This is a genomic window from Streptomyces sp. NBC_00986 (assembly GCF_045162565.1).
Taxonomy (GTDB): Bacteria; Actinomycetota; Actinomycetes; order Streptomycetales; family Streptomycetaceae; genus Streptomyces.
In genome coordinates this window covers 5,205,558-5,232,511 of the sequence record NZ_CP108733.1, presented here as the reverse complement: position 1 = coordinate 5,232,511, position 26,954 = coordinate 5,205,558, and the positions used below count along the sequence as shown (strand labels likewise).

The following is a 26,954-nucleotide window of genomic DNA, read 5'->3' as shown; positions in this document are numbered from 1 at the left end:
ACCCCCATGTATCCAGGAAGAAGCAGCCACGTGTCTGACCCGAACCTGAACGAGGCCGTCGAGCCGGACGAGTCCGTGGAAGACGAACTCGACATCGTCGAGGGCGCGGACGAGGAGCTGGACGAGGTCGAGGCTGCGGACGCCGACGCGGGCGAGCCGGCCGAGGAAGCCGCCGTACACGTCGAGGACGAGGACGCGGAAGCGACCGAGGACCTCGACGACGAGGCCACGGCCGAGGACGACGAGGAAGAGGCCGAACCGGCCGAGCCCGTCGACCCCGTGGTCGCCCTGCGTGAGGAACTGCGTCTCCTGCCCGGCGAGTGGTACGTCATCCACACGTACGCCGGTTACGAGAACCGCGTGAAGACCAACCTGGAGCAGCGTGCCGTCTCGCTGAACGTCGAGGACTACATCTTCGCGGCCGAGGTGCCGCAAGAAGAGGTCGTCCAGATCAAGAACGGCGACCGCAAGACGATCAAGCAGAACAAGCTCCCGGGCTACGTCCTGGTCCGCATGGACCTGACGAACGAGTCCTGGGGTGTCGTCCGCAACACCCCCGGTGTCACCGGCTTCGTGGGCAACGCCTACGACCCGTACCCGCTGACCCTGGACGAGATCGTCAAGATGCTCGCCCCGGAGGCCGAGGAGAAGGCCGCGCGCGAGGCCGCCGAGGCCGAGGGCAAGCCGGTTCCGCAGCGCAAGGTCGAGGTCCAGGTGCTGGACTTCGAGGTCGGCGACTCGGTCACCGTCACCGACGGTCCGTTCGCGACGCTGCAGGCGACCATCAACGAGATCAACGCCGACTCGAAGAAGGTCAAGGGCCTCGTCGAGATCTTCGGCCGCGAGACGCCGGTGGAGCTCTCCTTCGACCAGATCCAGAAGAACTAGTTCTTCCTGGAGTTACGTCTTCCGCGCAGGTCAGACGGGCTGTCAAAAGCCTCTCTGACCTGCGCGGTTTTTAGCCGCGCATAGATACCCGTTATCGTTGTGCGGTATGCCTCCATCCGGATTAACCGGACAGAGGCCGAACACTCTCACTAGGACCCGGAGAGAGCAATGCCTCCCAAGAAGAAGAAGGTCACGGGGCTCATCAAGCTCCAGATCAACGCCGGTGCGGCGAACCCGGCCCCGCCGGTCGGCCCCGCGCTCGGCCAGCACGGCGTCAACATCATGGAGTTCTGCAAGGCCTACAACGCGGCGACCGAGTCGCAGCGTGGCTGGGTGATCCCGGTGGAGATCACGGTCTACGAAGACCGCTCCTTCACCTTCGTCACCAAGACGCCGCCGGCCGCGAAGATGATCCTCAAGGCCGCGGGTGTCGAGAAGGGCTCCGGCGAGCCGCACAAGACCAAGGTCGCCAAGATCACCCAGGCGCAGGTCCGTGAGATCGCCACGACCAAGCTTCCCGACCTGAACGCCAACGACCTGGACGCCGCGTCGAAGATCATCGCCGGCACCGCCCGTTCCATGGGCATCACGGTCGAGGGCTGACCTTCACCTCGTAGGAAAGACCGTGGCAGGGCCTGCTCGGCCCACACCACGACTCCTCAGAACACACACAGGAGCAGTAGTGAGCAAGCGCAGCAAGTCTCTCCGCGCTGCGGACGCCAAGATCGACCGGGAGAAGCTCTACGCCCCGCTCGAGGCCGTCCGTCTCGCCAAGGAGACCTCCACCTCCAAGTTCGACGGCACCGTCGAGGTCGCCTTCCGTCTGGGTGTCGACCCGCGCAAGGCGGACCAGATGGTCCGTGGCACCGTGAACCTCCCGCACGGCACCGGTAAGACCGCCCGGGTCCTGGTCTTCGCGACCGGTGACCGTGCCGAGGCCGCGACCGCCGCGGGCGCCGACATCGTCGGCTCCGACGAACTCATCGACGAGGTGGCGAAGGGCCGGCTGGACTTCGACGCCGTCGTCGCCACCCCGGACCTCATGGGCAAGGTCGGCCGCCTCGGCCGCGTGCTCGGTCCCCGTGGTCTCATGCCGAACCCCAAGACCGGCACCGTGACGCCGGACGTGGTCAAGGCCGTCAACGAGATCAAGGGCGGAAAGATCGAGTTCCGCGTCGACAAGCACTCGAACCTGCACTTCATCATCGGCAAGTCGTCCTTCGACGACACCCAGCTGGTGGAGAACTACGGCGCGGCCCTGGACGAGATCCTCCGTCTGAAGCCGTCCGCCGCCAAGGGTCGCTACATCAAGAAGGCCGCGATCAGCACCACGATCGGCCCCGGCATTCCGCTCGACCCGAACCGCACCCGCAACCTCCTCGTCGAGGAGGACCCGGCCTCCGTCTGAGCCCCGCGCTCACCTCGGTAGCCGCGTCCGGTACGCGTCAGCATTGAGCGAGCCCCGCAACCTTCTGGTTGCGGGGCTCGTCCTCTTTTCGGACGGGGTGTCAGTGCGCTGCGCTAGCGTTTCTGGCAGGCACAGCAATCGCATAGGGGTGGGGACGGATGAAGAGCACGACCGTGCGCCGGGTGGGTCTCTCGATCGCGGTGGCGACCGCACTGGCCTCGGTGGCCGCCTGCGGCTCCTCGGGGTCCTCCGGGGGCTCAGGCAAGGACGACAAGGCCGTGGGCAAGGGCTCGACCCGGGTGAGCCCCATAGCGGCCCTGCGCAGCGCCGAGCAGTCCACCGACAAGGCGGACTCCGCGAAGGTCGAGTCCTCCACCGAGATGGGCTCCCTGATGTCCATGGACGCCAAGGGCAGCCTCGGCTGGGGCGACGGCATCACCGGCGTCCTCACGATGACGTACACCGGCGGCACGTTGGCCCAGACGATGCGCGCGGCCGGGAGCACGTCGATGGAGGCCCGCTATCTGCCGGACGCCTACTACGCGAAGATGGGCGAGAAGTTCGCCGAGCAGGCGGGCGGCAAGCACTGGCTGAAGTACGACTACGACGACCTGGCCAAGCTCGGCGGCAGCTCCGGCGCGTACCTCAAGGACCAGATGCAGAACTCCACGCCGAACCAGTCGGTGAAGCTCCTGCTCGCCTCCGGGGACGTCAAGAAGGTCGGTGCGGAGTCGGTGCGCGGCCAGCAGGCCACTCACTACTCGGGCACGGTGGACGTCGCCGACCTCGCCGCCAAGAACTCCAACCTCACCGCGAGCCAGCTCGCCGGCCTCAAGAAGCAGCTCACCGCGGCCGGCGTCACCACGGAGCAGGTCGACATCTGGGTCAACGCCCAGAACCTGCTGGTCAAGAAGGTCGAGAAGGGCCAGATGTCCTCGGGCCAGTACAGCCAGACCGCCTACTACAGCGACTACGGCGTGAAGGTCGACGCGACCGTGCCCCCGGCGAGCGACACCGAGGACTTCACGGCACTGCTGAAGCAGCAGGGTGCGGGTTCGGACAGCAGCGGCACGTCGACCGGGTCCGGCACGAGTTCCTGAGCGGATGACAACTCCGGCCGGGCGCAAGTCCGGCCAGGGCCAACTCCGGCCGGGGCCAAGGGACTTCGCGGGGACCCGCAGGAGCTCGCCGAGGCTCACGGGACTTCGCCGGGGCTCGCCGCCGCCGGTGCCGTCGGCTGCTCGAAGCTCGTCGCGGACCAGCCGCCGGACATGGCGTCCGCGTCTGCCGTAGCGAAGGCGGCGAAGAGGAGCGTCGAGCAGTACCCGAAGGCGGGCGTCGACGCGCACCATGGACATGTGGGTCGACAGCGAGGACCACACCAAGCGGTTCCGGATGCGCGGCGAGGGCGACAAGGGCCCGCTCGACATGACGGTCACCTTCCTCGACCTGAAGGAACCGGTGACGGTCACCGCCCCGCCGGCGGAGGACATCACCGACCTCGCCGAGTTGATGATGAGCGCCCGGGGCTGAGCCGTACGGGCGGATTTGCTTCAGTCCGTGACGCTCGCGTACGGTGGTTCAGAAGCCAAAGACCGCTGGTCGTTGCCGCGCCTCTCAAAGGGTGTGGTGACCGAAGGATCCGCTGAACAGTGGACGACCCGCGCAGGTGAACTGGATGTGCTCCCGGGATGTTGTTTCCGGTCGAGCTACGCCCCGTGCGCCTGCGCCGGGGCGTTTTCTCTGTCCCAGCCCCTTCTGAGCGGTCCTCATCACCCGGAAGGAGGCCGACGCTCTATGGCAAGGCCCGACAAGGCTGCCGCGGTAGCCGAGCTCGCGGGACAGTTCCGCGACTCGAACGCCGCCGTGCTGACCGAGTACCGGGGTCTCACCGTGGCGCAGCTCAAGACGCTGCGTCGTTCGCTCGGTGAGAACGCCCAGTACGCCGTGGTGAAGAACACGCTGACCAAGATTGCGGCCAACGAGGCCGGGATCTCTACGCTCGACGACCTGTTCAACGGTCCGACGGCGGTCGCCTTCATCACCGGTGACCCGGTGGAGTCGGCGAAGGGTCTTCGTGACTTCGCCAAGGACAACCCGAACCTCGTCATCAAGGGCGGTGTCCTTGACGGCAAGGCGCTGTCCGCCGACGAGATCAAGAAGCTCGCGGACCTCGAGTCCCGCGAGGTTCTGCTCTCCAAGCTGGCGGGTGCCTTCAAGGGCAAGCAGACTCAGGCTGCGCAGCTCTTCCAGGCGCTTCCGTCGAAGCTCGTCCGCACGGTGGACGCCCTTCGCGCCAAGCAAGAAGAGCAGGGCGGTGCCGAGTAATTCGGCTCGCAGCATGACCGCCGCCTGAGGCTCCGCGCCCAAGGCAACGGTCGTAGCGGGCCGAACGTACGCCCGCCAGACATGTACACACCGGCACCAGCCGAAATTAGTGGAAGGAAGCCATCGTGGCTCTCACCCAGGACGAACTGCTCGCCGAGTTCGAGACCATGACCCTCATCCAGCTTTCCGAGTTCGTGAAGGCGTTCGAGGAGAAGTTCGACGTCACCGCCGCCGCCGCGGTTGCCGCCGCCCCCGCCGGCCCGGCCGCTGCCGTCGAGGCCGAGGCCGAGCAGGACGAGTTCGACGTCATCCTCACCGGCGCCGGCGAGAAGAAGATCCAGGTCATCAAGGTCGTGCGTGAGCTGACCTCGCTGGGCCTGAAGGAGGCCAAGGACCTCGTGGACGGCGCCCCGAAGCCCGTCGTCGAGAAGGTCGCCAAGGACGTCGCCGAGAAGGCCGCCGAGTCCCTCAAGGCCGCCGGCGCCTCGGTCGAGGTCAAGTAACACCTTCGAGGTCGTGAACGAGGTCCCAAGGACCTTGTAACGCCTCAGCACTGAAGAGCGATCATCCATCTGGGTGGTCGCTCTTCGGCGTTCCTGGGTCGGGTGAGCGGCAGCCTTGCGATCAGGGGTTCGCGGAGTATGGTGATCTTCTTCGTGCCTCCGGGCATCCCTGGTGGCATGTGGTGTGGGCCATGGAGGCCTTGACGAACCGCACGCAGCGCGCAATTCTCAGGACGCGTCGTCACAACGATCCGAATCCGAGGCATGGATCGGCGGCGAAGAGGGCAGTATCAACGCGTTGAGGACGTGAGCTTGCCGAGGGTGTTGAGCACGACGAGGGTCTCAAAAAAGCGGGGCTGGACATCAGTGCGCCAAGTGGCTACACTGACCCTTTGCGCTGCCTGTTAGCTGCTCCCTGCCCGTCACCAGGGGCATGCCCTCACTTGAGCATCGATGACCGGACCAACTCTGACCTGGCCTTTCCGGGCCGTCTCAGGAAGTCCATGTCTCTTTGCCCCTGAGAGGGGCCGGTACGCGCGTAGTGAGTCCGAGCCCTCGGAAGGACCCCCTCTTGGCCGCCTCGCGCACTGCCTCGACCGCGAATATGAACAACGGCGCCAGCACCGCCCCGCTGCGCATCTCCTTTGCAAAGATCAAGGAGCCCCTCGAGGTTCCCAACCTGCTCGCGTTGCAGACCGAGAGCTTCGACTGGCTGCTCGGCAACTCCGCCTGGCAGAGTCGGGTCGAGGCGGCTCTGGAGTCGGGTCAGGACGTCCCCACGAAGTCCGGTCTGGAGGAGATCTTCGAGGAGATCTCTCCGATCGAGGACTTCTCCGGGTCGATGTCGCTGACCTTCCGCGACCACCGTTTCGAACCTCCCAAGAACAGCATCGACGAGTGCAAGGAGCGCGACTTCACGTACGCCGCCCCGCTCTTCGTAACCGCTGAGTTCACCAACAACGAGACCGGCGAGATCAAGTCCCAGACGGTCTTCATGGGCGACTTCCCGCTCATGACCAACAAGGGCACCTTCGTCATCAACGGCACCGAGCGTGTCGTCGTGTCGCAGCTGGTCCGTTCGCCGGGCGTCTACTTCGACTCCTCGATCGACAAGACGTCCGACAAGGACATCTTCTCCGCCAAGGTGATCCCGTCCCGGGGTGCCTGGCTGGAGATGGAGATCGACAAGCGCGACATGGTCGGTGTCCGCATCGACCGCAAGCGCAAGCAGTCCGTCACCGTCCTGCTCAAGGCTCTCGGTTGGACGACCGAGCAGATCCTGGAGGAGTTCGGCGAGTACGAGTCCATGCGCGCCACCCTGGAGAAGGACCACACCCAGGGCCAGGACGACGCGCTGCTCGACATCTACCGCAAGCTGCGTCCGGGCGAGCCCCCGACCCGCGAGGCCGCGCAGACGCTTCTTGAGAACCTCTATTTCAACCCGAAGCGCTACGACCTCGCCAAGGTCGGCCGCTACAAGGTCAACAAGAAGCTGGGCGGCGAAGCCCCGCTGGACGCCGGCGTCCTGACCGTCGAGGACATCATCTCGTCGATCAAGTACCTGGTGAAGCTGCACGCCGGCGAGACCGAGACCGTTGGCGACAACGGCACGACGATCGTCGTCGAGACCGACGACATCGACCACTTCGGCAACCGTCGTCTGCGCAATGTCGGCGAGCTCATCCAGAACCAGGTCCGTACGGGCCTGGCGCGTATGGAGCGCGTCGTCCGCGAGCGGATGACGACCCAGGACGTCGAGGCGATCACGCCGCAGACCCTGATCAACATCCGGCCGGTCGTCGCCTCCATCAAGGAGTTCTTCGGCACCAGCCAGCTGTCGCAGTTCATGGACCAGAACAACCCGCTGTCGGGTCTCACCCACAAGCGCCGTCTGTCGGCGCTCGGCCCGGGTGGTCTCTCCCGTGAGCGGGCCGGCTTCGAGGTCCGTGACGTGCACCCCTCGCACTACGGCCGCATGTGCCCGATCGAGACCCCTGAAGGCCCGAACATCGGCCTGATCGGCTCGCTCGCCTCCTACGGCCGGGTCAACGCGTTCGGTTTCGTCGAGACGCCGTACCGCCGGGTCACCGACGGTGTCGTCACCGACGAGGTCGACTACCTGACCGCCGACGAAGAGGACCGATTCGTCATCGCGCAGGCCAACGCGCCGCTGACGGACGAGTTCCGCTTCGAGGAGTCCCGCGTCCTGGTCCGCATCCGTGGCGGAGAGGTCGACTACGTCCCCGGTGACGAGGTCGACTACATGGACGTCTCGCCGCGCCAGATGGTGTCCGTCGCGACCGCGATGATCCCCTTCCTGGAGCACGACGACGCCAACCGTGCCCTCATGGGCGCGAACATGATGCGTCAGGCCGTGCCGCTCATCAAGTCCGAGGCGCCGCTGGTCGGCACCGGCATGGAGTACCGCTGTGCGGTCGACGCCGGTGACGTCCTGAAGTCGGAGAAGGACGGTGTGGTCCAGGAGGTCTCCGCGGACTACATCACCACCGCCAACGACGACGGCACGTACACCACGTACCGCCTGGCGAAGTTCTCCCGCTCCAACCAGGGCACCTCCGTCAACCAGAAGGTTGTCGTGGACGAGGGCGCCCGGGTCATCGCCGGCCAGGTGCTGGCCGACGGTCCGGCGACCGAGTTCGGCGAGATGGCGCTCGGCAAGAACCTGCTCGTGGCGTTCATGCCCTGGGAGGGTCACAACTACGAGGACGCGATCATCCTGTCGCAGCGCCTCGTGCAGGACGACGTCCTCTCCTCGATCCACATCGAGGAGCACGAGGTCGACGCCCGTGACACCAAGCTGGGCCCCGAGGAGATCACCCGGGACATCCCGAACGTCTCCGAGGAGGTCCTCGCCGACCTCGACGAGCGCGGCATCATCCGTATCGGTGCCGAGGTCGTCGCCGGTGACATCCTCGTCGGCAAGGTCACGCCCAAGGGTGAGACCGAGCTGACCCCCGAGGAGCGTCTGCTCCGCGCGATCTTCGGTGAGAAGGCGCGCGAGGTGCGCGACACCTCGCTGAAGGTGCCGCACGGCGAGATCGGCAAGGTCATCGGCGTTCGCGTCTTCGACCGCGAGGAGGGCGACGAACTGCCGCCCGGCGTCAACCAGTTGGTCCGGGTGTATGTTGCGCAGAAGCGCAAGATCACCGACGGTGACAAGCTGGCCGGCCGCCACGGCAACAAGGGTGTCATCTCCAAGATCCTGCCCATCGAGGACATGCCGTTCCTCGAGGACGGGACTCCGGTCGACATCATCCTGAACCCGCTGGGTGTCCCGTCCCGAATGAACCCGGGACAGGTCCTGGAGATCCACCTCGGCTGGCTCGCCAGCCGCGGCTGGGACGTCTCCGGGCTCAGCGAGGACTGGGCGCGCCGCCTGCAGGTCATCGGCGCCGACCAGGTCGCGCCGGGTACCAACGTCGCGACCCCGGTCTTCGACGGTGCCCGCGAGGACGAGATCTCCGGTCTCTTCGAGGCCACGATCCCGAACCGCGACGGCGACCGGCTGGTCCAGGCCTCCGGAAAGGCCAACCTGTTCGACGGCCGCTCCGGCGAGCCGTTCCCGGAGCCGATCTCGATCGGCTACATGTACATCCTGAAGCTGCACCACCTGGTCGACGACAAGCTGCACGCCCGTTCGACCGGTCCGTACTCGATGATCACCCAGCAGCCGCTGGGTGGTAAGGCGCAGTTCGGTGGTCAGCGCTTCGGCGAGATGGAGGTGTGGGCGCTTGAGGCTTATGGCGCCGCTTACGCCCTCCAGGAACTGCTGACGATCAAGTCCGACGACGTCACCGGCCGCGTGAAGGTCTACGAGGCCATCGTCAAGGGCGAGAACATCCCCGAGCCCGGCATCCCCGAGTCCTTCAAGGTGCTCATCAAGGAGATGCAGTCGCTCTGCCTGAACGTGGAGGTGCTGTCCAGTGACGGTATGTCCATCGAGATGCGTGACACCGACGAGGATGTCTTCCGCGCAGCGGAGGAGCTCGGCATCGACCTGTCCCGGCGCGAGCCGAGCAGCGTCGAAGAGGTCTGACGGGAGTCCGGAGACCTGCGCCACGCAGGTCTCCGGCCCCAGGACCCCCGTATCAGACCCCAAGACTTACAACCCTGAGAGGGATTGACGCATAGTGCTCGACGTCAACTTCTTCGATGAGCTCCGGATCGGTCTGGCAACCGCTGACGACATCCGTCAGTGGAGCCACGGCGAGGTCAAGAAGCCTGAGACCATCAACTACCGCACGCTCAAGCCCGAAAAGGACGGACTCTTCTGCGAGAAGATCTTCGGTCCGACCCGGGACTGGGAGTGCTACTGCGGCAAGTACAAGCGCGTTCGCTTCAAGGGCATCATCTGTGAGCGCTGCGGCGTCGAGGTGACCCGCGCCAAGGTGCGCCGTGAGCGGATGGGCCACATCGAACTGGCCGCTCCTGTCACCCACATCTGGTACTTCAAGGGTGTCCCGTCGCGTCTGGGATACCTGCTCGACCTCGCCCCGAAGGACCTCGAGAAGGTCATCTACTTCGCGGCGTACATGATCACGTTCGTCGACGAAGAGCGCCGTACGCGTGACCTGCCCTCGCTGGAGGCGCACGTCTCCGTGGAGCGTCAGCAGGTCGAGAACCGGCGTGACTCCGACCTCGAGGCCCGCGCCAAGAAGCTCGAGACCGACCTGGCCGAGCTCGAGGCCGAGGGCGCCAAGGCCGACGTGCGCCGCAAGGTGCGCGAAGGTGCCGAGCGGGAGATGAAGCAGCTGCGCGACCGTGCGCAGCGCGAGATCGACCGTCTGGACGAGGTGTGGACCCGGTTCAAGAACCTCAAGGTCCAGGACCTGGAGGGCGACGAGCTCCTCTACCGCGAGCTGCGTGACCGCTTCGGCACGTACTTCGACGGTTCGATGGGTGCCGCGGCGCTGCAGAAGCGCCTGGAGTCCTTCGACCTCGACGAAGAGGCCGAGCGGCTTCGCGAGATCATCCGTACCGGCAAGGGCCAGAAGAAGACCCGTGCGCTGAAGCGGCTGAAGGTCGTGTCTGCCTTCCTGCAGACCTCCAACAGCCCCAAGGGCATGGTCCTCGACTGCGTCCCGGTCATCCCGCCGGACCTCCGCCCGATGGTGCAGCTGGACGGTGGCCGCTTCGCGACCTCCGACCTGAACGACCTGTACCGCCGTGTGATCAACCGCAACAACCGCCTGAAGCGACTCCTCGACCTCGGTGCGCCCGAGATCATCGTGAACAACGAGAAGCGCATGCTTCAGGAGGCCGTCGACGCGCTCTTCGACAACGGCCGTCGTGGCCGCCCGGTGACGGGCCCCGGCAACCGTCCGCTGAAGTCGCTGTCCGACATGCTCAAGGGCAAGCAGGGTCGCTTCCGTCAGAACCTGCTCGGCAAGCGTGTGGACTACTCCGCGCGTTCCGTGATCGTCGTCGGCCCGCAGCTGAAGCTGCACCAGTGCGGTCTGCCGAAGGCCATGGCGCTGGAGCTCTTCAAGCCGTTCGTGATGAAGCGCCTGGTGGACCTGAACCACGCGCAGAACATCAAGTCGGCGAAGCGGATGGTCGAGCGCGGCCGCACGGTCGTCTACGACGTCCTCGAAGAGGTCATCGCCGAGCACCCGGTTCTGCTGAACCGTGCGCCCACGCTGCACCGCCTCGGCATCCAGGCCTTCGAGCCGCAGCTGGTCGAGGGCAAGGCCATCCAGATCCACCCGCTCGTCTGCACCGCGTTCAACGCGGACTTCGACGGCGACCAGATGGCCGTACACCTGCCGCTCTCCGCGGAGGCGCAGGCCGAGGCCCGCATCCTGATGCTGTCCTCGAACAACATCCTGAAGCCGGCCGACGGTCGTCCCGTCACCATGCCGACCCAGGACATGGTGCTGGGTCTGTTCTTCCTCACCACCGACGGTGAACTCCGCGACGTCAAGGGCGAGGGCCGCGCGTTCGGCTCCACGGCCGAGGCGACGATGGCGTTCGACGGCGGCGAGCTGGCGCTCCAGTCGGCCGTGGACATCCGCTTCCCGGTGGGCACCATCCCGCCGCGTGGCTGGGTGCCGCCGGTCCGCGAGGAGGGCGAGCCCGAGTGGCAGCAGGGTGACACCTTCCGCCTCCGTACGACCCTGGGCCGCGCGCTCTTCAACGAGCTGCTGCCCGAGGACTACCCGTTCGTCGACTACTCGGTGGGCAAGAAGCAGCTCTCCGAGATCGTCAACGACCTGGCCGAGCGCTACCCCAAGGTCATCGTGGCGGCGACGCTCGACAACCTGAAGGCGGCCGGCTTCTTCTGGGCGACCCGTTCCGGTGTCACCGTGGCCATCTCCGACGTCGTCGTTCCCGAGGCGAAGAAGGAGATCGTCAAGGGCTACGAGGCGCAGGACGAGAAGGTCCAGAAGCAGTACGAGCGCGGTCTGATCACCAAGGAAGAGCGCACGCAGGAGCTCATCGCGATCTGGACCAAGGCGACCAACGAGGTCGCCGAGGCGATGAACGCGAACTTCCCGAAGACCAACCCCATCTTCATGATGGTCGACTCGGGTGCCCGAGGAAACATGATGCAGATGCGTCAGATCGCGGGTATGCGTGGTCTGGTGTCGAACGCCAAGAACGAGACGATCCCGCGCCCCATCAAGGCCTCCTTCCGTGAAGGCCTGTCGGTGCTCGAGTACTTCATCTCGACCCACGGTGCTCGTAAGGGTCTGGCCGACACGGCCCTCCGTACCGCCGACTCGGGTTACCTCACCCGTCGTCTGGTCGACGTCTCCCAGGACGTCATCATCCGCGAGGAGGACTGCGGCACCGACCGCGGCCTCAAGCTGCACATCGCGGAGCGCGGCGCGGACGGTGTCCTGCGCAAGGCCGACAACGTCGAGACCAGCGTGTACGCCCGTGCGCTGGCCGAGGACATCACCGTCGACGGCAAGGTGCTGGCCCCGGCCAACACCGACCTCGGCGACGTCCTCATCGACGAGCTGGTCAAGCACGGCATCGAGACGGTCAAGACCCGCTCGGTCCTGACCTGCGAGTCCGCCGTCGGCACCTGCGCCATGTGCTACGGCCGCTCGCTGGCCACCGGCAAGCTGGTCGACATCGGTGAGGCGGTCGGCATCATCGCCGCCCAGTCCATCGGTGAGCCCGGTACCCAGCTGACGATGCGTACCTTCCACACCGGTGGTGTGGCCGGTGACGACATCACCCAGGGTCTGCCCCGTGTCGTCGAGCTCTTCGAGGCTCGTACGCCGAAGGGCGTCGCCCCGATCTCCGAGGCCCAGGGCCGCGTGCGGATCGAGGAGACCGAGAAGACCAAGAAGCTCGTCGTCACCCCGGACGACGGCAGCGACGAGACGGCGTTCCCGATCTCGAAGCGTGCCCGTCTCCTGGTCAGCGAGGGCGAGCACGTCGAGGTGGGCCAGAAGCTCACCGTGGGTGCCACCAACCCGCACGACGTGCTGCGCATCCTGGGTCAGCGTGCCGTCCAGGTCCACCTGGTCGGCGAGGTCCAGAAGGTCTACAACTCGCAGGGTGTGTCGATCCACGACAAGCACATCGAGATCATCATCCGGCAGATGCTCCGCCGCGTGACGATCATCGAGTCCGGCGACGCCGAGCTGCTGCCCGGCGAGCTGGTCGAGCGTTCGCGCTTCGAGCAGGAGAACCGTCGTGTGGTCCAGGAGGGCGGTCACCCGGCCTCCGGTCGTCCGCAGCTCATGGGTATCACCAAGGCCTCGCTGGCCACGGAGTCCTGGCTGTCGGCGGCGTCCTTCCAGGAGACGACCAGGGTTCTGACGGACGCGGCGATCAACGCCAAGTCCGACTCCCTGATCGGCCTCAAGGAGAACGTCATCATCGGTAAGCTCATCCCGGCCGGTACGGGCCTGTCCCGCTACCGCAACATCCGGGTCGAGCCGACCGAGGAAGCCAAGGCCGCGATGTACTCGGCCGTCGGCTACGACGACATCGACTACTCGCCGTTCGGCACGGGCTCCGGCCAGGCCGTTCCGCTGGAGGACTACGACTACGGTCCGTACAACCAGTGAGTAGCTGAAACGCGTTGAAGGGCGGCACCCCGTACGGGGTGCCGCCCTTCGGCGTTTCTCAGTGCGGGGTCAGCTCCCAGGCGGTGACCACCACCGTGGCGATGGCGGCCAGGGCGCCGATGCTGGCGAGCGGCCAGCGGGAGCGTTCCAGGGCGTCCAACCGCTGTTCGTGGTCGGCGAGTTGGCGGTCGGTCTGGTCGCTGCGCTGGACCAGCAGCGCGAGGGAGCCGTCGACCCGGGCGAAGCCGGCCTCGACGGTTCCGCGCAGCCGTTCCAGTTCCACGGCGACGGCGATCGGGTCGGACAGGGACGTGGGTTCGTTCACGCGTCCTCCCGTTCCGGCTCGGCCTTGACCAGCTTCAGCAGCGCGCCGTCCCCGGCCGCCGGCCCGTCGGTGCGCAGCCAGGACGGCAACAGCGCCTGTACGGCGGGCAGCGCCATGATCCTGGTGACGCCGGCGGCTGCGGCCAGCGCCGCGGCCACCCAGGGCAGGGTGTCCGGGACACCGGCGGCGTCTACGACCGCCGGCAGCAGGACACACAGGCCGACAGCGGTCTGGAGAACGGTACGGAGGGTGCGCTTGGCGGCCTCTGACATGGGTGGACCTTGCCTTTCCGAGGGGTTCAGGAGCTGTATGGGACCTTCAGCGCGATCCAGGACGTGGCTCCCGGCCAGCCGTCCGCCGCGGTGCCGGTGTAGCCGAGCTTGCGCTGCCACTTGGCGTAGGAGGCCTTGTCTACGGTGGTCCACTGGGGGCCGGGACCCGAGGTGTACGCCGAGCAGCCGACGGCGACGAGGCGCTTGCCCATCGCGGTGACGATCGCCGACTTGGGGTTCTTCTTGAACCAGTCGGCGCCGGGGAAGGGCTGGTAGGTCGGCTTGGCGGGCGGGGTGACCTTGGTGCCGAGGCGGGTGGCCACCCGGGTGCGGAAGTCGGCCATCGTGAAACCCCGCGGGTCGATCTTGGTGTTCGTCCACTCCTTGTGGCCGATGACCGAGTGGGCGTTCCAGCCGTGCGCTCGGCAGAGGGCGGCCGAGGCCCGGACCATCGCGTCCAACTGGACCGCCGGCCAGGGGTCCTTGCCGTCGCCCAGGTTGACGCACTCGAAGCCGTAGAAGTGGACGTTGCCGTCCGTGTTGTTCTGGTTCGGGGCGGGGAGGGTGGGGCTCTGGGCGATGACTGCCTTCAGTACGTCTCCGTCGCCGCTGCCCGCGTGGTTGGCTCGGCCGTTGCCCACGAGGTGGACTGTGCCGTCCTTGGCGATGACTCCGTGGCAGAGGGGGCCGGGGAGTTCTGAGTGGCCGTTGTAGCAGAGGTTGACGGAGGTGGTGGTGCCGGTGGTGACGGTGTGGTGGATGACTACGCCGTTCACTGGGCCCCAACTGCCCTTGCTGTTGCGGTTGTTGGTTCGCCAGCCGGGGTGTTCGGTGACGGTGATGCCCTCGGCTTTGAGGGCGGTGATGAGGGCGTCGGGGGATAGGGGTGTGGCCATGGGGTGCCTTCCTGGTCGGCGGGGGTGGGCATGAAAAAACCCGGGCCGGGGGTGGGGGCTCGGGTTGTGTGCGGGGTGCGGGTGCGTTGTGGCTGGTCGCGCAGTTCCCCGCGCCCCTGAGGGAGTTGGGGTGGGCGGGGTTGGAAGGTTAGGCGGGTGTCGTCGATGGCTCGGCTGTGCTTCCGGTGTCTCCGGAACCGTCGCCGTCGCCCGAACCGTCGTCCTGCGGGGTCCACTTGGCGGCCAAGGCTGTGTAAATCGCTGTGTTTTCGGCGAAGTTGGCCAGGGCCGCGGCCACCACGGTCTGGATGGCGGTCTGGTCGGGGACGACCATGGCCGTGCCTATGGGCATGATCGTGGTGCGGGCGCTGCCTCGGATGGCGGCGCCGTTCGCGCCCCACTCGGTGAACTGGGCCGCTACCGTCACGGGGGCGTACGTGCCGCTGATCGAGTCGGGGGCGATGATGCTGTTGTAGCTGGAGTCGGAGACGTTCACGTAGATCGTGTGGCCGGCCTCGGTGATGGTGGCTCGGCCTGCGAAGTCGATGGCCAGGCCCCAGGGTTGGGTGGTGTCGATGTCCATGGGTGTGTGGTGTCCTTTCTTCAGGTCTGGCGGCCGTACATGAGGATCGGGTTGGCGTAGACCGTGCCGGAGGCGCTGGTGACCTGGGCCTGGACCTCGACCTTGAGCTGGGTGCCGTAGACCGAGCCGAAGTCGGAGCTGATCAGGGCCTCGTAGACGAAGTCCGTGCCGGCGCTGACCGTGCTGCCCCACTGGGCGCCGTTGACGAGGACCTGGACGGAGCCGGTGGCGCCGGAGCTGGCGCGGGTGTTCATGACGAGGCGCATCTTCGGCTGCCAGGCGATGTTGTAGGACATCGCGATCGTCGTCATCGAGGTCGATGTGGTCTGTGGCCAGCGGGTCGTGCTGGTGTCCTGCGGGGGCAGCATGTTCAGCCAGGGGCGGGCCAGGCCGCCCGTGCTGATGTCGTCCGAGAGGATCTCGCGCTCTGCCCTGTCGTAGAGGCGGAGGGGTTGCAGTGAGGTGGCGGTGCCGTCGCCGTTGTACATGCTGATCGCCAACTGGCCTGTCTGGCGGCGGAGTTCCATGCGGTACTCGTCGGTGCCGGGCCACTTGCCGATCTTGAAGACCGGGGAACCGGTGGCCGGGCCCACCTCCAGGGTGCCGCCCGAGACCGTGTTGAGGGCCGGGCGGGTGTTGACCGCGGTGGAGAGCTGCTGGATGCGGCGTTCCATCTGGCTGAGCCGGTCGATGATGTCTTCGGGGAGCTGGGGCATCACACCTCCTCCAGGTAGAGGTCGGCGGTGTCGGGGCGGCCGCGCTGGGCGGGGCTGACCTTGACGCCGATGATCCGGTAGCGGGTGTCGAGGCCCTCGGCGTACCACTCGTCGGTGATCCGGATGCGGACCGTGCGGCCGATCAGCGCCGACGGGACCAGGTCGTCCAGGCGCACGCTGATCTCGGGGATCACCACCGCGCCGGTGGCCGCGGCCAGTTCGGTGCGGGCGAGTGCGGTGAGGGTGGCCGCGTCGGTGATGTCGTTGTGGTCCGAGGTCAGGTCGATGCGGGGGTAACCCGCTTGTCCGATCAGGTCGTTGGCGACTGCCACGGTTGAGCAGAGGGGGCGGGACTCGCTGGCCTGGTCCGTGTTGGTTGAGGCGCCCCGGGCTCGGTCTGTGGTGCCGCCTCGGGTCGCGTCGCGCGGGAAGGAGTAGGAAAGGATCGTGCCCGGTCTGTCCATCACCAGGTCGGTGGCGCCGGTGAGGATCTTCGGGCTGCCGAGACGGAGACGGCGTACGCGGGCGCCGGTCGTCGGGTCCGTGTACACCGAGATGTAGTGCTCGAAGCCGTTCTCCAGCGCGGCCAGGGCGTCCAGCGCGTCGAGGTAGACCGTCTCGTCGCCGTCCCGGTAGCTCGCCGAGCGGGTCACCTCGGAGGTCTCGGTGCCGTAGGTGACGCCGATGTCTCCGCCGGGGAGTGCGGTCTGGAGGTCCGTCCACAGGGCCCTGGCAATGTCCAACTGGTCGCCGGTGAGGGTTAGTTGGTAGCCGGGGTCGTATTCGGGGGTAGTCGCCCGGATCTGGCGTCTTCCCGCGTACGACTCGAAGGTCGCCGCCTGGACGCCCAGGGTGAGCACGCCCTGGTCGTCGCTCTGCAGGGTGCTCGTCCAGACGATGCCGCCCCACCACAGGTCGTTGCCGCGCTGGAGGTAGACCGAGGTGCGGCCCTCCTCGATACGGCGGACCCGGGCGGCCATCTCGGCGTTCGGGACGGGCATGGTGCCCGACAGCGAGCCGGCCTTGCCGATGTAGTCGTCGACGGTGACGTCCCGTAGGGGGAGGATGTCGATCGTGCTGTCCGTGAGCAGGTCGCAGAAGATCGCCCGGTAGGGCGTGTTGATGGTCGTGCTGGTAGTGGTCATACGGCTGTCAGCTCCTTCGACCGGTGGGGGTCACAGCACGAAGCAGGCGGAGACCTTCACGTTGTTGCCGACCTGGATCACCCCGCTGGTCGACCAGGTGAGCAGGGAGACCGAGCCGTCGGCGGTGATCTTGACCCCGCCGTCGGCGAATCCGTCGCTCGCGACCGCGTAGGTGTCGGTGGCCGGTCGCCAGCCGGAGGGCAGAGTGCCCATCAGTTCGTCGCCGACGTTGCCGGGGTTGGTGGTGCCGGCCGCGGTGGCCGTGAGGCTGCTCGTCGTGCGGGTGAGGACGAGGGTGAATGAGCAGACGCCCCGGGTGCGGCGGGCGTTGTAGGACGACAGGGACCAGTTGCCGGAGGCGGTGGCCCCGGAGGTCGCGGTCTCCACGACGAGCGGCGGCTGGTAGTCGGCCCAGGCGGCGCCGGACCAGCGCTGGAGGACTCCGCTCACGTCCCGGTACTGGCCGGGGTAGGCGCCGTTGGAGGTGTCGGAGGTGACGGGGAGGATGCCGCCTAGGCCGACCGTCGCGTTGCGGACGCCGGTGAGGGCGGTGGACCAGGTGATGCCGCCGGTGCCCGCGCTCGTGTTCTTCGGCACGGCGATCTGGTACAGCGGGATGGCGAGGTCGGGGGTGGCCGGGATCGCGGGGGTGGCCGCGGGGGTGCCCTGGACGATCTCCACGGCGGCCTCGTTGCGGCCCGAGCCGTCGTAGACGTCGTCGTAGATCCGCAGGACCAGCAGGTCGATACGGCCGTACAGGGCGTCGCCGTCGGCGAAGGTCACGTTCAGGTACTCGGTCAGTGCGACCGGGTAGGCGCCGCGGGTGTCGGTGGACTGGACGATCGCGCGGCCGGGGCTGACCGAGGCGGTCATGCTGCTCGCGGTGCCGGTCAGGGTGAAGCCGGAGATGCGGAACTGGCCGTCGGCCGACCCCGGCAGGATGCCGGAGCGGGTCGCGACGGGGGAGGTCGGGGTGAGGGCGCCGAGCGAGACGAGGCGGGTGTCCTCGCGGGACTGGCTGTCCGGGGACAGCCAGCCGGAGCGTGTGGGCATGGGGTAACTCCGATCTGGGGGTGGGGAGTTGGGAGAGGGACAGGGGGAGGCGGGAGTGAGGGGGTTACGGGTGTCCGCTCGGGTCTGGGTCTTCGGGAACAGTTACGAGGAACTGACGGTCATGAAGCGGACTCGTACGTGCCGTGGATGCTCAGCACGTCACCGGCGGTCCAGACGGCGGGCAGTGACTTGTCCCAGATGCCGGTGCTGCTCGCGAGGGTGTCGCGCAGCGAGCGGACGTAGCCGACGCCGCTGGTCACCGAGAGCAGGCCGCTGCCCTGGTAGAGCAGTGAGCCCGACGAGTCGAAGTACTCCGCGTTCAGCACCCGTCCGTCCAGCTTCCACACGGTGGGGACCGGTGCCACCGGCAGCGAGAACGTCCAGTTGGCGTTGTCGCTCTGGGCGCTCAGGTTGGTCGTCGACCCGGTCTTCAGATAGATCCGGACGTGTACGACGGTGCCGATCTTCGCGTACGACCCCGCCAGCGTTCCGTTGCCGATCGCGGGCGCGGTGCCGGTCTCGGCGCCCCACACCGGGGTGTAGTCGGTCCAGGTCGGGGAGGGGATGTAGTTGACCCAGGTCGTGCCGTTCCAGCGCTGCAGTACCCCGGCGGACGTGTCCCGGTACTGGCCGGTGTAGCTCGCGGTGGTGACCGCGCCGGCCGGGGCGATGCCGCCGAGCGCGCTCGGGTACGACACCCAGGCCGAGCCGTCCCAGCGCTGGAGCGCGCCGCCGGAGTCGCGGAACTGGCCCGGGTAGGCGCCGGTGCCGGTCTCGCCGTACGCGGGGAGGATGCCGCCGATCGCCACGACGGGGGTGCGGAGGTCGGTGACGGCGGTGCTCCAGGTGATGCCGCCCTTGCCCGCGCTGATGCCTGCGGCGACCATGACCTGGTAGAGGGCGAGTCCGATGCCGGGGATCGCGGGGGCGGTGGGGGTTGCGGCCGGGGTGCCCTTGACTATTTCCAGGGCCGCCTTCGTCTGGCCGGAGTTGTCGTAGAGGGAGTCGTAGATCCTGAGGACCACGAGGTCGATGCGGGGACTGGTCGCGTCACCGTCGGTGAACGTGAGGGTGGCCGGCTCGGGGAGGGTGATCGGGTAGGCGCCCTGGGTGGCCCCTGCGGCGACCACGGCGCGGCCCTCGTGGACGGTCGCCGACATGGCGCCCGCTGCGCCCTCCAGCCAGAAGCCGGACATGCGGTTGAGGCCGTCGTAGCTCCCGGGGAGGATGCCGGAGCGGACTTCCAGGGGGTTGGCGGGGGTGGTCGCGCCGAGCTGGGTCAGGCGGGTGTCCTCGCGGGTCTGGCCGGTCTCGGCCACCCATGCGCTGCGGAGGTTCATGTACGGGGCTCCTGGGGTGGTTCGGGGTGGGGTGGAGGGGTTTGGGGTTGCTGTGTTTTCGCCCGCGGTTGGTGGGTGGGGTCGGGGTCGTGGCGGTACGGCGAGGCCGCCGCTTGCGGGGTCCTTCGGTTTGTCACCACGGCTGGACGGGTTGGTGCCGGGTAGGCGGCGGGCTGCGCCGTACCGCCACGACCCGCTCCCGGTTCGTCGGCGGCTGCGGGCTCGTGGGGCGTTACCAATCCGCCGAGCGCCAGCGGACCGACAGTTGGGCGCCGGTGTCGTAGGTGTCGGGGCGGAAGGCCAGGTCGGCTCGGCCCGGCTCGAAGGCGAAGAGTTCCTCGGGGCCGCTGTCCGCTGCCGCGGTGTGGCGGCGGGAGGCTGTGGAGTTGAGGGTGACTGTGCCGGCTGCTGTGTCTACGACCAGTTCGTCGCCGGTTGCGAGTGCGATCTCGTAGCGCAGGCGGCGGCCCGAAGTGCGGTCTGTGACCGTGGGGTTGGTGCACGGGCCGGTGAAGGTGAGGATCGGGTGGGTGGGTGCCGAGCCGGAGTTGTCGGCGGCCACGTCGCCGGTGGATGACGCCTGGCCCCAGTACAGCGGCCAGGTCAGTGGCCAGGTGAGGCCGCTCTCCGGCTGGGGGGCACCGGTGACTGCTGTCTGCTCGTCGACTGTGTAGCGGCGGGGGTCGGTGGCGTACCACTGGATGGCAGCCTTGGAGACGCCCTGTGTGGTGTACGTCCGGTCGGCTGCGAGGACGCGCTGGCTGACCCGGGCTCGGATGGCCAGGGTCTCGCCGTGCAGCCTCACTGCAAGCCAGCGTTCGGAGTCGCCGAGGAGCAGGGCCTGGCGCAGGGCTCGCATCGCGGAGAGGGAGGACGCGGTGTCGTCCTGCGGTGGCACGGTCCATATCGAGCCGCCGACCTTGCGCGGCTTGGCGTAGCGCGCGCCCGGCCAGGCGCCGTGTGCGGTGGGGTGGTCGGCGTCTGTCGTGTCGTAGTCCGGCAGGTCCTCCCAGCCGGTCAGCCCGTCACTGCCGATCTCGTACGGCGTACCGGCGCCGAGCAGCAGTCCGGCCCACTGCATCTGCCCGTCGCGGGTGATGAGTGAGCCGGGGGGTACGTCGTCTGTGGTGAGTGTGGTGGATGCGGTCGTCGTCTGATCGGCCATGGGGCCGTCACCTCGCTGGAGTGGGTGGGTGCGGGTGGAGGGCGGTGGGTGCCGCTGCGCGAGCGAGGGCGGCTGCCGCTTCACGCGCGGCGGGGACGGCTGCCGTTTTGTACATGGCGCGGATGGCTGCCGCCCCATGTGTGGGCGGGAGCCGGTGTCGCTTGATGCGCGGGCGAGGGGGCTGCCCCTTCATGCACGGGAGCGGGCGTGGGCGGAGGCCAGGAAGAGGAGGTCGGTCGCGGTGCCGTGGGCTCCGGTGCCGTTGCTCTCGTGGAACTCCCTGATGTGGGGGGCCGGTTGGGCGTGTCTGGTGGTCCGGCTGCGGGCCGCGAGGGCTCGTTGTCGTTCCAGGGCTGTGAGAGACAGGACCCTGCCGATGCGGGCGCCGGGGATCGCGACGCCGCCTTCCGCGAGCATCGGGATCTTGTTGAGGTGTACGCCGAACTTCTTGCCGAGGATGCTGAAGCTGAGCTTGTTCAGGCCGTCTATCACCCAGTTCGCGAAGGCGACGAGGCCGGAGACCGGTCCCTTTACGACGCCGGCCACGGTCTGGGCGCCGGTCGTGACGAACTGGCCCATCGCGCGCAGGGTGTTGGCGGTGGCGTCCTTGACCCGGGTGAAGGCGGCCGGGATTTCCTTGGTGAGCCAGTTCAGGGCCGGTTTGACGGCGCTCTTGAAGCCGCTCCAGATCGCCGAGACCTTGCCGGTGAGGGCGTGGGAGCCGCCGGTGGTGAGCGCTTTGAGGGCGGCGAAGCCTGTGCTGATGATCGTGCGGAGGACGGAGAGGGTGGTGGTGATCAGGGTGAGGTAGCCGGTTACGTAGGTGTTCACCGCGCCGGCGATCAGCTTGAGGATCGGGCCGAGGATCGTGAGGTAGCTCTGGACGTACTTCAGGATCAGCGTGGCCAGTTGGTCCATCAGGCGTTGGCCGGTCTCGGAGTTCAGGGCGATGTCCAGCAGCCAGCCGGCCAGGGGGAGGAGGATGCCGGCTACGAAACCGATCGGGTTGGCTCGGGTGAGGGCGTTGATGATGATCATCACGCCGGAGCCGATGGTCATGGCTGTGCCGAAGGTGTCGAGGAGGCCGCCCAGGACACCGGACGCGGCGATGAGGGTGCCGACGATGGCGAAGACACCGCCGAGGTTGGTGGTGAGTTTGCCGAGGGATTTTCCGGCGGACCTGACCCGGGTGGCGGTGGACCTGATGCCGGAGGCTGCGGTGGTGGCGGTCTGGGCGGTTCTGGTGACGGAGCGGGCTGCCGTGTCGGCGTTCGTCTTGATCTGCTGTACGGCTGTGGCGGTTTGGGTGGCGGGGGTGGTGACGTGGTCGAGGTCGGCGGCGGCGCCTGTGACGCGCTGGGTGAAGGACCGTACGCCGGACTGGGTCTGGTCGACCCTGGTCCGGAAGGAGCGCAGGGCGGGGGTGGCGGCGGTGAGGGGATTGCGGAGTGCGGCCGCGCTGCTCATCCGCGTGCCTTGGCCAGGAACATGAGGGCGTCGGCGGTGCGTTGTGGGGTGCTGGTGTCGGCGGCGTAGTAGTTCTCGATGTGGAGTGCGCTGCCGTCGGCGGCGGACATCCCGGCGTACGCCCGGCCTCGTGAGGCCGCTGCCTTGAGGAGGCGGTCGAGCTTGGTGAGGGGGAGTACGGCCTCTGCTTCGCCGGCCTCGGCCAGGAGGGCGGGGACGCCGCCGGAGCGGGGCATGACGACACCGCCGGAGGCCAGCGCGGGGATTCTCGGGAGGCTGACGCCGAAGGTCTTGCCGCCGACCATCGGGACCCAGCCGGGGATGGAGACGTGGATGCCGTTGAGGGCGCCGATCGCGCGGTTGATGAGACCGATGACGGCGTTGATCGGGTCGCGGACCGCGCCCCTGATGCCGTCGAAGGCCCGGCTCGCTATGCCCTTCAGGCCGCCCCAGATGCTGGACAGGCGGTCCTTCACGGCCCGGAAGGCGTCCGGGATCGCGGACTTGACCCAGCTGACGACCGGCGAGATGACGGCCTTGATGCCCTTCCAGACGTTGGAGACGACCGTGCTGATCGCCTTCAGGACGCCGGTGATGATGGACTTCCATACGTTGACGTAGGTCCTGATGACCGTGGCTATGGCCTTGACGATGTTCGTGATCGCCGTCTTGATGCCGCTCCACACCGACTTGATCAGCTTGCCGGCGTTCTTCATGATCGGCTCGATGGCCTTCATGACGCTGCTGATCACGGCCTTGATGACCTCGAAGGCCTGCTTCAGGACCTTCTGCATGGTCTTGGAGTTGGTCACCATGTCGATGACCTTCTGGATGAGCGGCGCGAGCAGTTGCATGAGCAGGCCGAAGAAGTTGCCCTTCATCGACTTGTTCATCTTGTCCTGACCGGTGGCCGCCTTGCTCGCCCCGGACTCGTACTTGCCGAGGTTGGTCCCGGCACTTGACCCGGTCTTTCCTGCCTTTGTGAGGGATTTCTCCGCCTGATCCGTGGCGGTCTTGAGTTCCTTCAGCTCTCGACCGGACCCCTCGGCCGCACTCCTGAGCTGTTTGAGGCCACCCTCACTGGTCCGTGTCTTGTCCCCGATGCTCTTCGCGGCGCCTGCTGCGCCGTCGGCCTGAGTCTTGAACCGCTGGAGCGCGGTCGTCGATCTGCCGAACGCTGCGACAAGAGACATGTATTGTTCCTCTTCTCGTTTTATTCACTTAGTGGCCCGGATGTCATGGATCAGGCGGTGCCGATCGCTGTTGCAAGGGAATCGGCCCTTTCTTTGATTCTTTCCAACTCGGTGCCCAGTCTGGTCAGATCCTCTGACGTCCTCCGGTACCCCTCCCGGTTGGCCTGGGTGAGGCGGTTGTCAGTTGTGCGCCGTGCCGCCTCGTGGGCCTGCCCGGCCGAGCTGACACGGGCGACCTCGGCAAGGTGTGCTTGCCCGCGTGCGATCTGGGATATCGCATTGCTGTGTTTGCCGAGCTCGACTTCGTGTCCGCTGAGGCGCAGAGCGGTTTCTGCCTTGTACGCCTTCAGATTGAAGTCCTGGACTGTGGAGTCCGGAGCGACGAGCCGGACGATCCTGCTGGCTGCGGCGTTCCCGTCGCTTTTCTCCAGGAGTTTTTCCCACAGGGAGCCGACAGGCATGTCGAACAAGCCGGCCAGGGGACTCTTCATGATCTGTGCCCCGAAGACGCTGATGCCGTCTGTGGTGACGGAAACGGCCTCCAGGTCCAGTTTGAATCCCTGGATGCTGGAATAAACCGTCTGATAGGAGGCGGCGACATCCTTCCAGGTGTTCCACGGCAGCGGAAAGTCCTTGAAGGTCTGTGGCGCCATGCTGCTTTCGATGCTGCCGATCCGCTTTTCGTGATCTGCGAGCTCACTGCTTATTCCCGGGGAGGGACTGTCGGGTGTCGGACCGGGATCTTTGAGCACTTCATTCCCCTTTCCGCGGCGATGGTGGACTGCTATGATCCGGGCATGCTTGCACATATGTATGTGAATAACAGTCCGGTTGCCTACGTGATACTTCTCGCCATCTGTTCTCCGCTTGCGCTTGCGGCGTTAGCATTCTTGGCCGTCGAACTGGTTCCTTCATTGCGTGGACGCAGTCTCGTACGAGACAAGGAGCCGATCGATCGCAAGTTCTATACGGGTGGTTGCCTTTTGCTGGCTCTGGCCATGTCGGGAATGGTCGCATGGGGTATCTGGGGACTTTTCAAGAATCTTTAAAGGATCTGTGTGCCCGTGCTGGTTCCTCTTCTGGTCACTCTCGTGGTTTATTTACTGCCTGCGGTCGGTCTCTACTTTGCCGTTCGGGCCATTCGATTCGTCGTTCTGCTGTTGATCGAAGAATGGCGACTCGGGCAGAAGGGGGTGGAATTGACCGGGCAATGCGCCGAGTTGATACCGGCGCGGCGTGGCATTCGGCTGCTGGTCCGGTTTGTCGACTCTTCGGGGGAAGAGTATTCATTCAAGAGCAGAGTGCTCATGGAAGTGCGTATTCCGCAGGTGGGGGGGCCGTAGGTGTTGTCTATCTGCCGGACCGGCCCACGGTCGCACGCGTCACACCTCGGAAGGCGGCAGCCGACAATGTCGCCTGAGGCTGCCTGGCGCTCCCGTTCTTGACGGCGGTGTCCTGCGGTGCGGTAGCGCTTGTGGTCAGCCTGCTCTGGGAGGCCGTAACCACATGAGAAAAGGGGTGCGAGTTCGCGAGACGACCGAAAGGAACGGTCGTCTCGGCTGCTCGTGAAAGTGTGACACTTCGGGGCGAAGTGTCACACTTTGGTGCTGGGCTCTGCCTGGGGGCCGAGGTTCATCCGTTCATCCCTGGGACAGGCAGCCAGTTCCCAGGGCGCCGGTGAACTCCGACCATGCCGCCCGGCTCACCGTCGCCCACGGCAGTTCCGGCTGCTTCGAGTCGCGGAGCGCGATGAGGGGGCCGGTCGTCGCGATCTCGACGCAGTTGTTGGCGGATGCCTCGGAGTACGAGGACTTGATCCACTTCAACTCGGGCACGGCGGCTCTTCCTCTTACAGCTCTTTGATGATGTCGAGGATGGCGTCCCTCGACTGGCTGCGATTCAACGCTACTTGTTCGACCGCGTCCATACGGCGCCGGAAGTTGGCCAGTTGGGCGGGGGCGTCGAAGAAGACAGCTCCGGTGGGGGAGTCCACCTGGACGGTGTCAAGGTGGGGGCTGTCGGCCGACACGTAGAGCACGGAGTCGCCCGCCATGGGGAAGCCGCCCGCGCTGAACGGGATCACGAGGAGCGTGACGTTGTTCCGCTCGCTCTCCGAGAGCAGGTGGTTGAGCTGGGCGCGGGCCACCTGCCGGCCACCCACCTGCATACGGAGCGCGGTTTCGTGAATCACGCCCTGGTAGGGCGCCGGGGGCTCCTTGGCAATCACCGTGTGGCGGGCGAGGCGTTGGGCGATGCGCAGTTCCACTTCCAGGCGGGGCAGCGCCGGGATGAACAGGTCGAAGAGGGCGCGTGCGTGGTCCTCGACCTGGAACATGCCCGGCAGATGGGCGGTCTGGAGCGTGCGCAACGACGCCGCGTGGTGCTCCAGTTCGGCCAGGTCCAGGAAGTCCGGCGGCACCTTGCCCCGGTACTCGTCCCACCAGCCCCCGCTGCGCCCACCCGTCATCGAGGCCAGCGCGTCGATCAGCGTCGGGTCGTCGCACTCGTAGATGGCGGCCAGGCGCCGCAGACGCTGCTCGCTGATGCCGAAGCGGCCCGCCTCCGTGTTGGAGATCGTGGTGCGGTCCGTGCCGAGGAGTTCGGCGGCTCGCGGCGCGGACATGCCGGTGGCCTCCCGCAACCGTCGTAGCTCGGCGCCGAAACGGCGTTGCCGGACTGTCGGGGTCTGCCTCGGTGCCATGTCGTCCTCTCCTCGCTCGCGCACAGTGTGCCCACCGGTGTCGGGCTCGTCCATCGAACACCAAAACTCAACCTGTTGGGGTTAATTTGGTCTCACGGGTTGGAAATCGCCGCTACGGTGTGGCGCAAGCCACTCATCGACATCCCCGCGAGGTGAACGATGGATCTCCCTCCCTTCAACACCACCCCCACCCGCGTCGGTTGGGACACCTCCGCCCTCGACCCCCTCCGCCCCGTCGCCGAAGCCCGGCACCGAACCCGCGTATGGCTCCAAGAGCACTGGAAACTGGGCGAGTTGGCCGACTCCGTCGAGCTCGCCGTGGGGGAGCTGTGCACGAATGCCGTACGGCACGGTGGTGGGCTCGCCGGGCTGGAGCTGACGCTCGGGGTCGGGCGGGAGTTCGCTCCGCCGTTTCTGCGGGTGATGGTGACCGACCACGCTCCGGGGCGAGTGCCCGAACTGCCCGCGTGCGCCGACCTGTTGGACGAGGGTGGGCGTGGGCTGCGGCTCGTGGAGGCGTTGGCGCGGCGGTGGGGGTGGCACCGTACGGGGTTCGACGAGAAGCAGGTCTGGTGCACGTTCACCGTGTGAGAGGTGGGCGGTGAGCAGTGCTTACGGCCGGCCCCCGCGCCCCCGCCCCGCCTCCGTCAGCGCATCCGTCCACCCCGCCGCATACGCCCGCGACTCCCGCGTGAGCAACTCCTCGTACAGCCGGTCGAGCAGGGCCGTGCGGTCGGGGGCCGGGGAATGCAGGAGGTGGGCGAGGCGGGTGTAGGTGTCGATCGGCTGCTGCGGGGAGTGACTCGTGCCAGTCGCCATGTCGTCGTCCTGCTTTCCTGTCTGTCCGCTCGGCTGGTGGTACAGGTGGCGCTCCTGGTGCGCTCGAAGCGTCGGTTCGAACTAGTGTACGAGTAATCCTG

General features: G+C 67.1%; 25 protein-coding genes and 1 pseudogene. 11 read left to right on the top strand and 15 right to left on the bottom strand.

The features are described 5' to 3' along the window. The first annotated feature begins 30 nt into the window (after positions 1 to 30). The 9 genes and pseudogenes from nusG (at position 31) to OG504_RS22915 (ending at position 13,178) form a co-directional block, all read left to right on the top strand. Positions 31 to 888: a transcription termination/antitermination protein NusG gene (gene nusG / locus OG504_RS22955; RefSeq protein WP_033279975.1), complete on the top strand. Its 858-nt coding sequence runs from the start codon at positions 31 to 33 to the stop codon at positions 886 to 888. 168 nt (positions 889 to 1,056) lie between these two features. Next, complete coding sequence (rplK, locus tag OG504_RS22950) at positions 1,057 to 1,491, top strand: 50S ribosomal protein L11 (protein WP_019072313.1); 435 nt, start codon at positions 1,057 to 1,059, stop codon at positions 1,489 to 1,491. A 79-nt stretch (positions 1,492 to 1,570) separates the two neighbouring features. Beyond that, a complete protein-coding gene (gene rplA / locus OG504_RS22945) occupies positions 1,571 to 2,296 on the top strand; it encodes a 50S ribosomal protein L1 (RefSeq protein ID WP_019055479.1) in 726 nt (241 codons plus the stop codon). Positions 2,297 to 2,454: 158 nt separating this feature from the next. Continuing rightward, on the top strand, positions 2,455 to 3,396 hold the full coding sequence (locus OG504_RS22940) for a hypothetical protein (protein WP_405991496.1): 942 nt from the start codon (positions 2,455 to 2,457) through the stop codon (positions 3,394 to 3,396). A gap of 210 nt (positions 3,397 to 3,606) precedes the next feature. Next, positions 3,607 to 3,829, top strand: a pseudogene (locus OG504_RS22935) (DUF1396 domain-containing protein); the annotation flags it as partial. A 264-nt stretch (positions 3,830 to 4,093) separates the two neighbouring features. Then, entirely contained in the window at positions 4,094 to 4,624 is a 531-nt protein-coding gene (gene rplJ / locus OG504_RS22930; RefSeq protein ID WP_033279978.1) for a 50S ribosomal protein L10, read from the top strand. A 122-nt stretch (positions 4,625 to 4,746) separates the two neighbouring features. After that, positions 4,747 to 5,127, top strand: coding sequence for a 50S ribosomal protein L7/L12 (gene rplL, locus OG504_RS22925; RefSeq protein WP_086021584.1), 381 nt, complete (start codon positions 4,747 to 4,749; stop codon positions 5,125 to 5,127). A 571-nt stretch (positions 5,128 to 5,698) separates the two neighbouring features. Further along, on the top strand, positions 5,699 to 9,184 hold the full coding sequence (gene rpoB, locus OG504_RS22920; protein ID WP_405991495.1) for a DNA-directed RNA polymerase subunit beta: 3,486 nt from the start codon (positions 5,699 to 5,701) through the stop codon (positions 9,182 to 9,184). 94 nt (positions 9,185 to 9,278) lie between these two features. Then, a complete protein-coding gene (locus OG504_RS22915; RefSeq protein WP_033279981.1) occupies positions 9,279 to 13,178 on the top strand; it encodes a DNA-directed RNA polymerase subunit beta' in 3,900 nt (1,299 codons plus the stop codon). 58 nt (positions 13,179 to 13,236) lie between these two features. Here the strand turns inward: OG504_RS22915 and OG504_RS22910 are convergent, their stop codons facing one another. The 12 genes from OG504_RS22910 to OG504_RS22855 form a co-directional block, all read right to left on the bottom strand. Next, positions 13,237 to 13,503, bottom strand: a complete 267-nt coding sequence (locus tag OG504_RS22910; RefSeq protein ID WP_327401957.1) for a hypothetical protein — start codon at positions 13,501 to 13,503, stop codon at positions 13,237 to 13,239. Then, complete coding sequence (locus tag OG504_RS22905) at positions 13,500 to 13,775, bottom strand: hypothetical protein (RefSeq protein WP_405991494.1); 276 nt, start codon at positions 13,773 to 13,775, stop codon at positions 13,500 to 13,502. The genes OG504_RS22910 and OG504_RS22905 overlap by 4 nt, the downstream gene beginning before the upstream one ends. Positions 13,776 to 13,801: 26 nt before the next feature. Further along, entirely contained in the window at positions 13,802 to 14,671 is an 870-nt protein-coding gene (locus tag OG504_RS22900; RefSeq protein ID WP_405991493.1) for a peptidoglycan-binding protein, read from the bottom strand. A gap of 148 nt (positions 14,672 to 14,819) precedes the next feature. Next, on the bottom strand, positions 14,820 to 15,254 hold the full coding sequence (locus OG504_RS22895; RefSeq protein WP_405991492.1) for an ATP-binding protein: 435 nt from the start codon (positions 15,252 to 15,254) through the stop codon (positions 14,820 to 14,822). A gap of 20 nt (positions 15,255 to 15,274) precedes the next feature. Continuing rightward, entirely contained in the window at positions 15,275 to 15,970 is a 696-nt protein-coding gene (locus OG504_RS22890) for a hypothetical protein (protein WP_405991491.1), read from the bottom strand. Continuing rightward, positions 15,970 to 17,115, bottom strand: a complete 1,146-nt coding sequence (locus OG504_RS22885; protein ID WP_405991490.1) for a hypothetical protein — start codon at positions 17,113 to 17,115, stop codon at positions 15,970 to 15,972. Before OG504_RS22885 ends, OG504_RS22890 begins: the two co-directional genes overlap by 1 nt. A gap of 30 nt (positions 17,116 to 17,145) precedes the next feature. Beyond that, on the bottom strand, positions 17,146 to 18,168 hold the full coding sequence (locus tag OG504_RS22880; protein WP_405991489.1) for a hypothetical protein: 1,023 nt from the start codon (positions 18,166 to 18,168) through the stop codon (positions 17,146 to 17,148). Between the two features lie 119 nt (positions 18,169 to 18,287). Continuing rightward, positions 18,288 to 19,508, bottom strand: coding sequence for a hypothetical protein (locus OG504_RS22875; protein ID WP_405991488.1), 1,221 nt, complete (start codon positions 19,506 to 19,508; stop codon positions 18,288 to 18,290). Positions 19,509 to 19,740: 232 nt separating this feature from the next. Next, positions 19,741 to 20,673: a phage distal tail protein gene (locus tag OG504_RS22870; RefSeq protein WP_405991487.1), complete on the bottom strand. Its 933-nt coding sequence runs from the start codon at positions 20,671 to 20,673 to the stop codon at positions 19,741 to 19,743. Positions 20,674 to 20,862: 189 nt separating this feature from the next. Further along, entirely contained in the window at positions 20,863 to 22,140 is a 1,278-nt protein-coding gene (locus OG504_RS22865) for a tape-measure protein (RefSeq protein WP_405991486.1), read from the bottom strand. Further along, the gene (locus tag OG504_RS22860) at positions 22,137 to 23,333 is read right to left on the bottom strand and encodes a phage tail protein (protein ID WP_405991485.1); all 1,197 of its coding nucleotides are present in this window, start codon (positions 23,331 to 23,333) and stop codon (positions 22,137 to 22,139) included. Before OG504_RS22860 ends, OG504_RS22865 begins: the two co-directional genes overlap by 4 nt. 50 nt (positions 23,334 to 23,383) lie before the next feature. Then, positions 23,384 to 24,085 carry a hypothetical protein gene (locus tag OG504_RS22855; protein ID WP_405991484.1) on the bottom strand — a complete coding sequence of 234 codons (702 nt, stop codon included), beginning with the start codon at positions 24,083 to 24,085 and terminating at the stop codon, positions 23,384 to 23,386. A 306-nt stretch (positions 24,086 to 24,391) separates the two neighbouring features. On the opposite strand from OG504_RS22855, the gene OG504_RS22850 reads away from it, so the two are divergent. Beyond that, on the top strand, positions 24,392 to 24,676 hold the full coding sequence (locus OG504_RS22850; protein WP_405991483.1) for a hypothetical protein: 285 nt from the start codon (positions 24,392 to 24,394) through the stop codon (positions 24,674 to 24,676). Between the two features lie 297 nt (positions 24,677 to 24,973). On the opposite strand, the gene OG504_RS22845 is transcribed toward OG504_RS22850, so the two are convergent. Together OG504_RS22845 and OG504_RS22840 are read right to left on the bottom strand one after the other, a co-directional pair. Beyond that, a complete protein-coding gene (locus OG504_RS22845) occupies positions 24,974 to 25,168 on the bottom strand; it encodes a DUF397 domain-containing protein (protein WP_405991482.1) in 195 nt (64 codons plus the stop codon). Positions 25,169 to 25,182: 14 nt separating this feature from the next. Continuing rightward, positions 25,183 to 26,034 carry a helix-turn-helix domain-containing protein gene (locus OG504_RS22840; RefSeq protein ID WP_405991481.1) on the bottom strand — a complete coding sequence of 284 codons (852 nt, stop codon included), beginning with the start codon at positions 26,032 to 26,034 and terminating at the stop codon, positions 25,183 to 25,185. Positions 26,035 to 26,193: 159 nt separating this feature from the next. Here OG504_RS22840 and OG504_RS22835 point away from each other — a divergent pair, with 159 nt between their 5' ends. After that, on the top strand, positions 26,194 to 26,625 hold the full coding sequence (locus OG504_RS22835; protein WP_405991480.1) for an ATP-binding protein: 432 nt from the start codon (positions 26,194 to 26,196) through the stop codon (positions 26,623 to 26,625). A 21-nt stretch (positions 26,626 to 26,646) separates the two neighbouring features. Here the strand turns inward: OG504_RS22835 and OG504_RS22830 are convergent, their stop codons facing one another. Beyond that, positions 26,647 to 26,853 (bottom strand): hypothetical protein, encoded by a 207-nt coding sequence (locus OG504_RS22830; RefSeq protein ID WP_033279999.1) that lies wholly within the window; start codon positions 26,851 to 26,853, stop codon positions 26,647 to 26,649. Between the last annotated feature and the right edge of the window lie 101 nt (positions 26,854 to 26,954).

Coding starts and splice junctions, on each gene's coding strand:
- OG504_RS22940 (WP_405991496.1), top strand. CDS start 2,455: ATGAAGAGCACGACCGTGCGCCGGGTGGGTCTCTCGATCGCGGTGGCG.
- OG504_RS22905 (WP_405991494.1), bottom strand. CDS start 13,775: ATGTCAGAGGCCGCCAAGCGCACCCTCCGTACCGTTCTCCAGACCGCT.
- OG504_RS22895 (WP_405991492.1), bottom strand. CDS start 15,254: ATGGACATCGACACCACCCAACCCTGGGGCCTGGCCATCGACTTCGCA.
- OG504_RS22875 (WP_405991488.1), bottom strand. CDS start 19,508: ATGAACCTCCGCAGCGCATGGGTGGCCGAGACCGGCCAGACCCGCGAG.
- OG504_RS22885 (WP_405991490.1), bottom strand. CDS start 17,115: ATGACCACTACCAGCACGACCATCAACACGCCCTACCGGGCGATCTTC.
- OG504_RS22840 (WP_405991481.1), bottom strand. CDS start 26,034: ATGGCACCGAGGCAGACCCCGACAGTCCGGCAACGCCGTTTCGGCGCC.
- rplJ (WP_033279978.1), top strand. CDS start 4,094: ATGGCAAGGCCCGACAAGGCTGCCGCGGTAGCCGAGCTCGCGGGACAG.
- OG504_RS22880 (WP_405991489.1), bottom strand. CDS start 18,168: ATGCCCACACGCTCCGGCTGGCTGTCCCCGGACAGCCAGTCCCGCGAG.
- OG504_RS22865 (WP_405991486.1), bottom strand. CDS start 22,140: ATGAGCAGCGCGGCCGCACTCCGCAATCCCCTCACCGCCGCCACCCCC.
- OG504_RS22890 (WP_405991491.1), bottom strand. CDS start 15,970: ATGCCCCAGCTCCCCGAAGACATCATCGACCGGCTCAGCCAGATGGAA.
- OG504_RS22870 (WP_405991487.1), bottom strand. CDS start 20,673: ATGGCCGATCAGACGACGACCGCATCCACCACACTCACCACAGACGAC.
- OG504_RS22900 (WP_405991493.1), bottom strand. CDS start 14,671: ATGGCCACACCCCTATCCCCCGACGCCCTCATCACCGCCCTCAAAGCC.
- rplK (WP_019072313.1), top strand. CDS start 1,057: ATGCCTCCCAAGAAGAAGAAGGTCACGGGGCTCATCAAGCTCCAGATC.
- OG504_RS22835 (WP_405991480.1), top strand. CDS start 26,194: ATGGATCTCCCTCCCTTCAACACCACCCCCACCCGCGTCGGTTGGGAC.
- OG504_RS22860 (WP_405991485.1), bottom strand. CDS start 23,333: ATGTCTCTTGTCGCAGCGTTCGGCAGATCGACGACCGCGCTCCAGCGG.
- OG504_RS22830 (WP_033279999.1), bottom strand. CDS start 26,853: ATGGCGACTGGCACGAGTCACTCCCCGCAGCAGCCGATCGACACCTAC.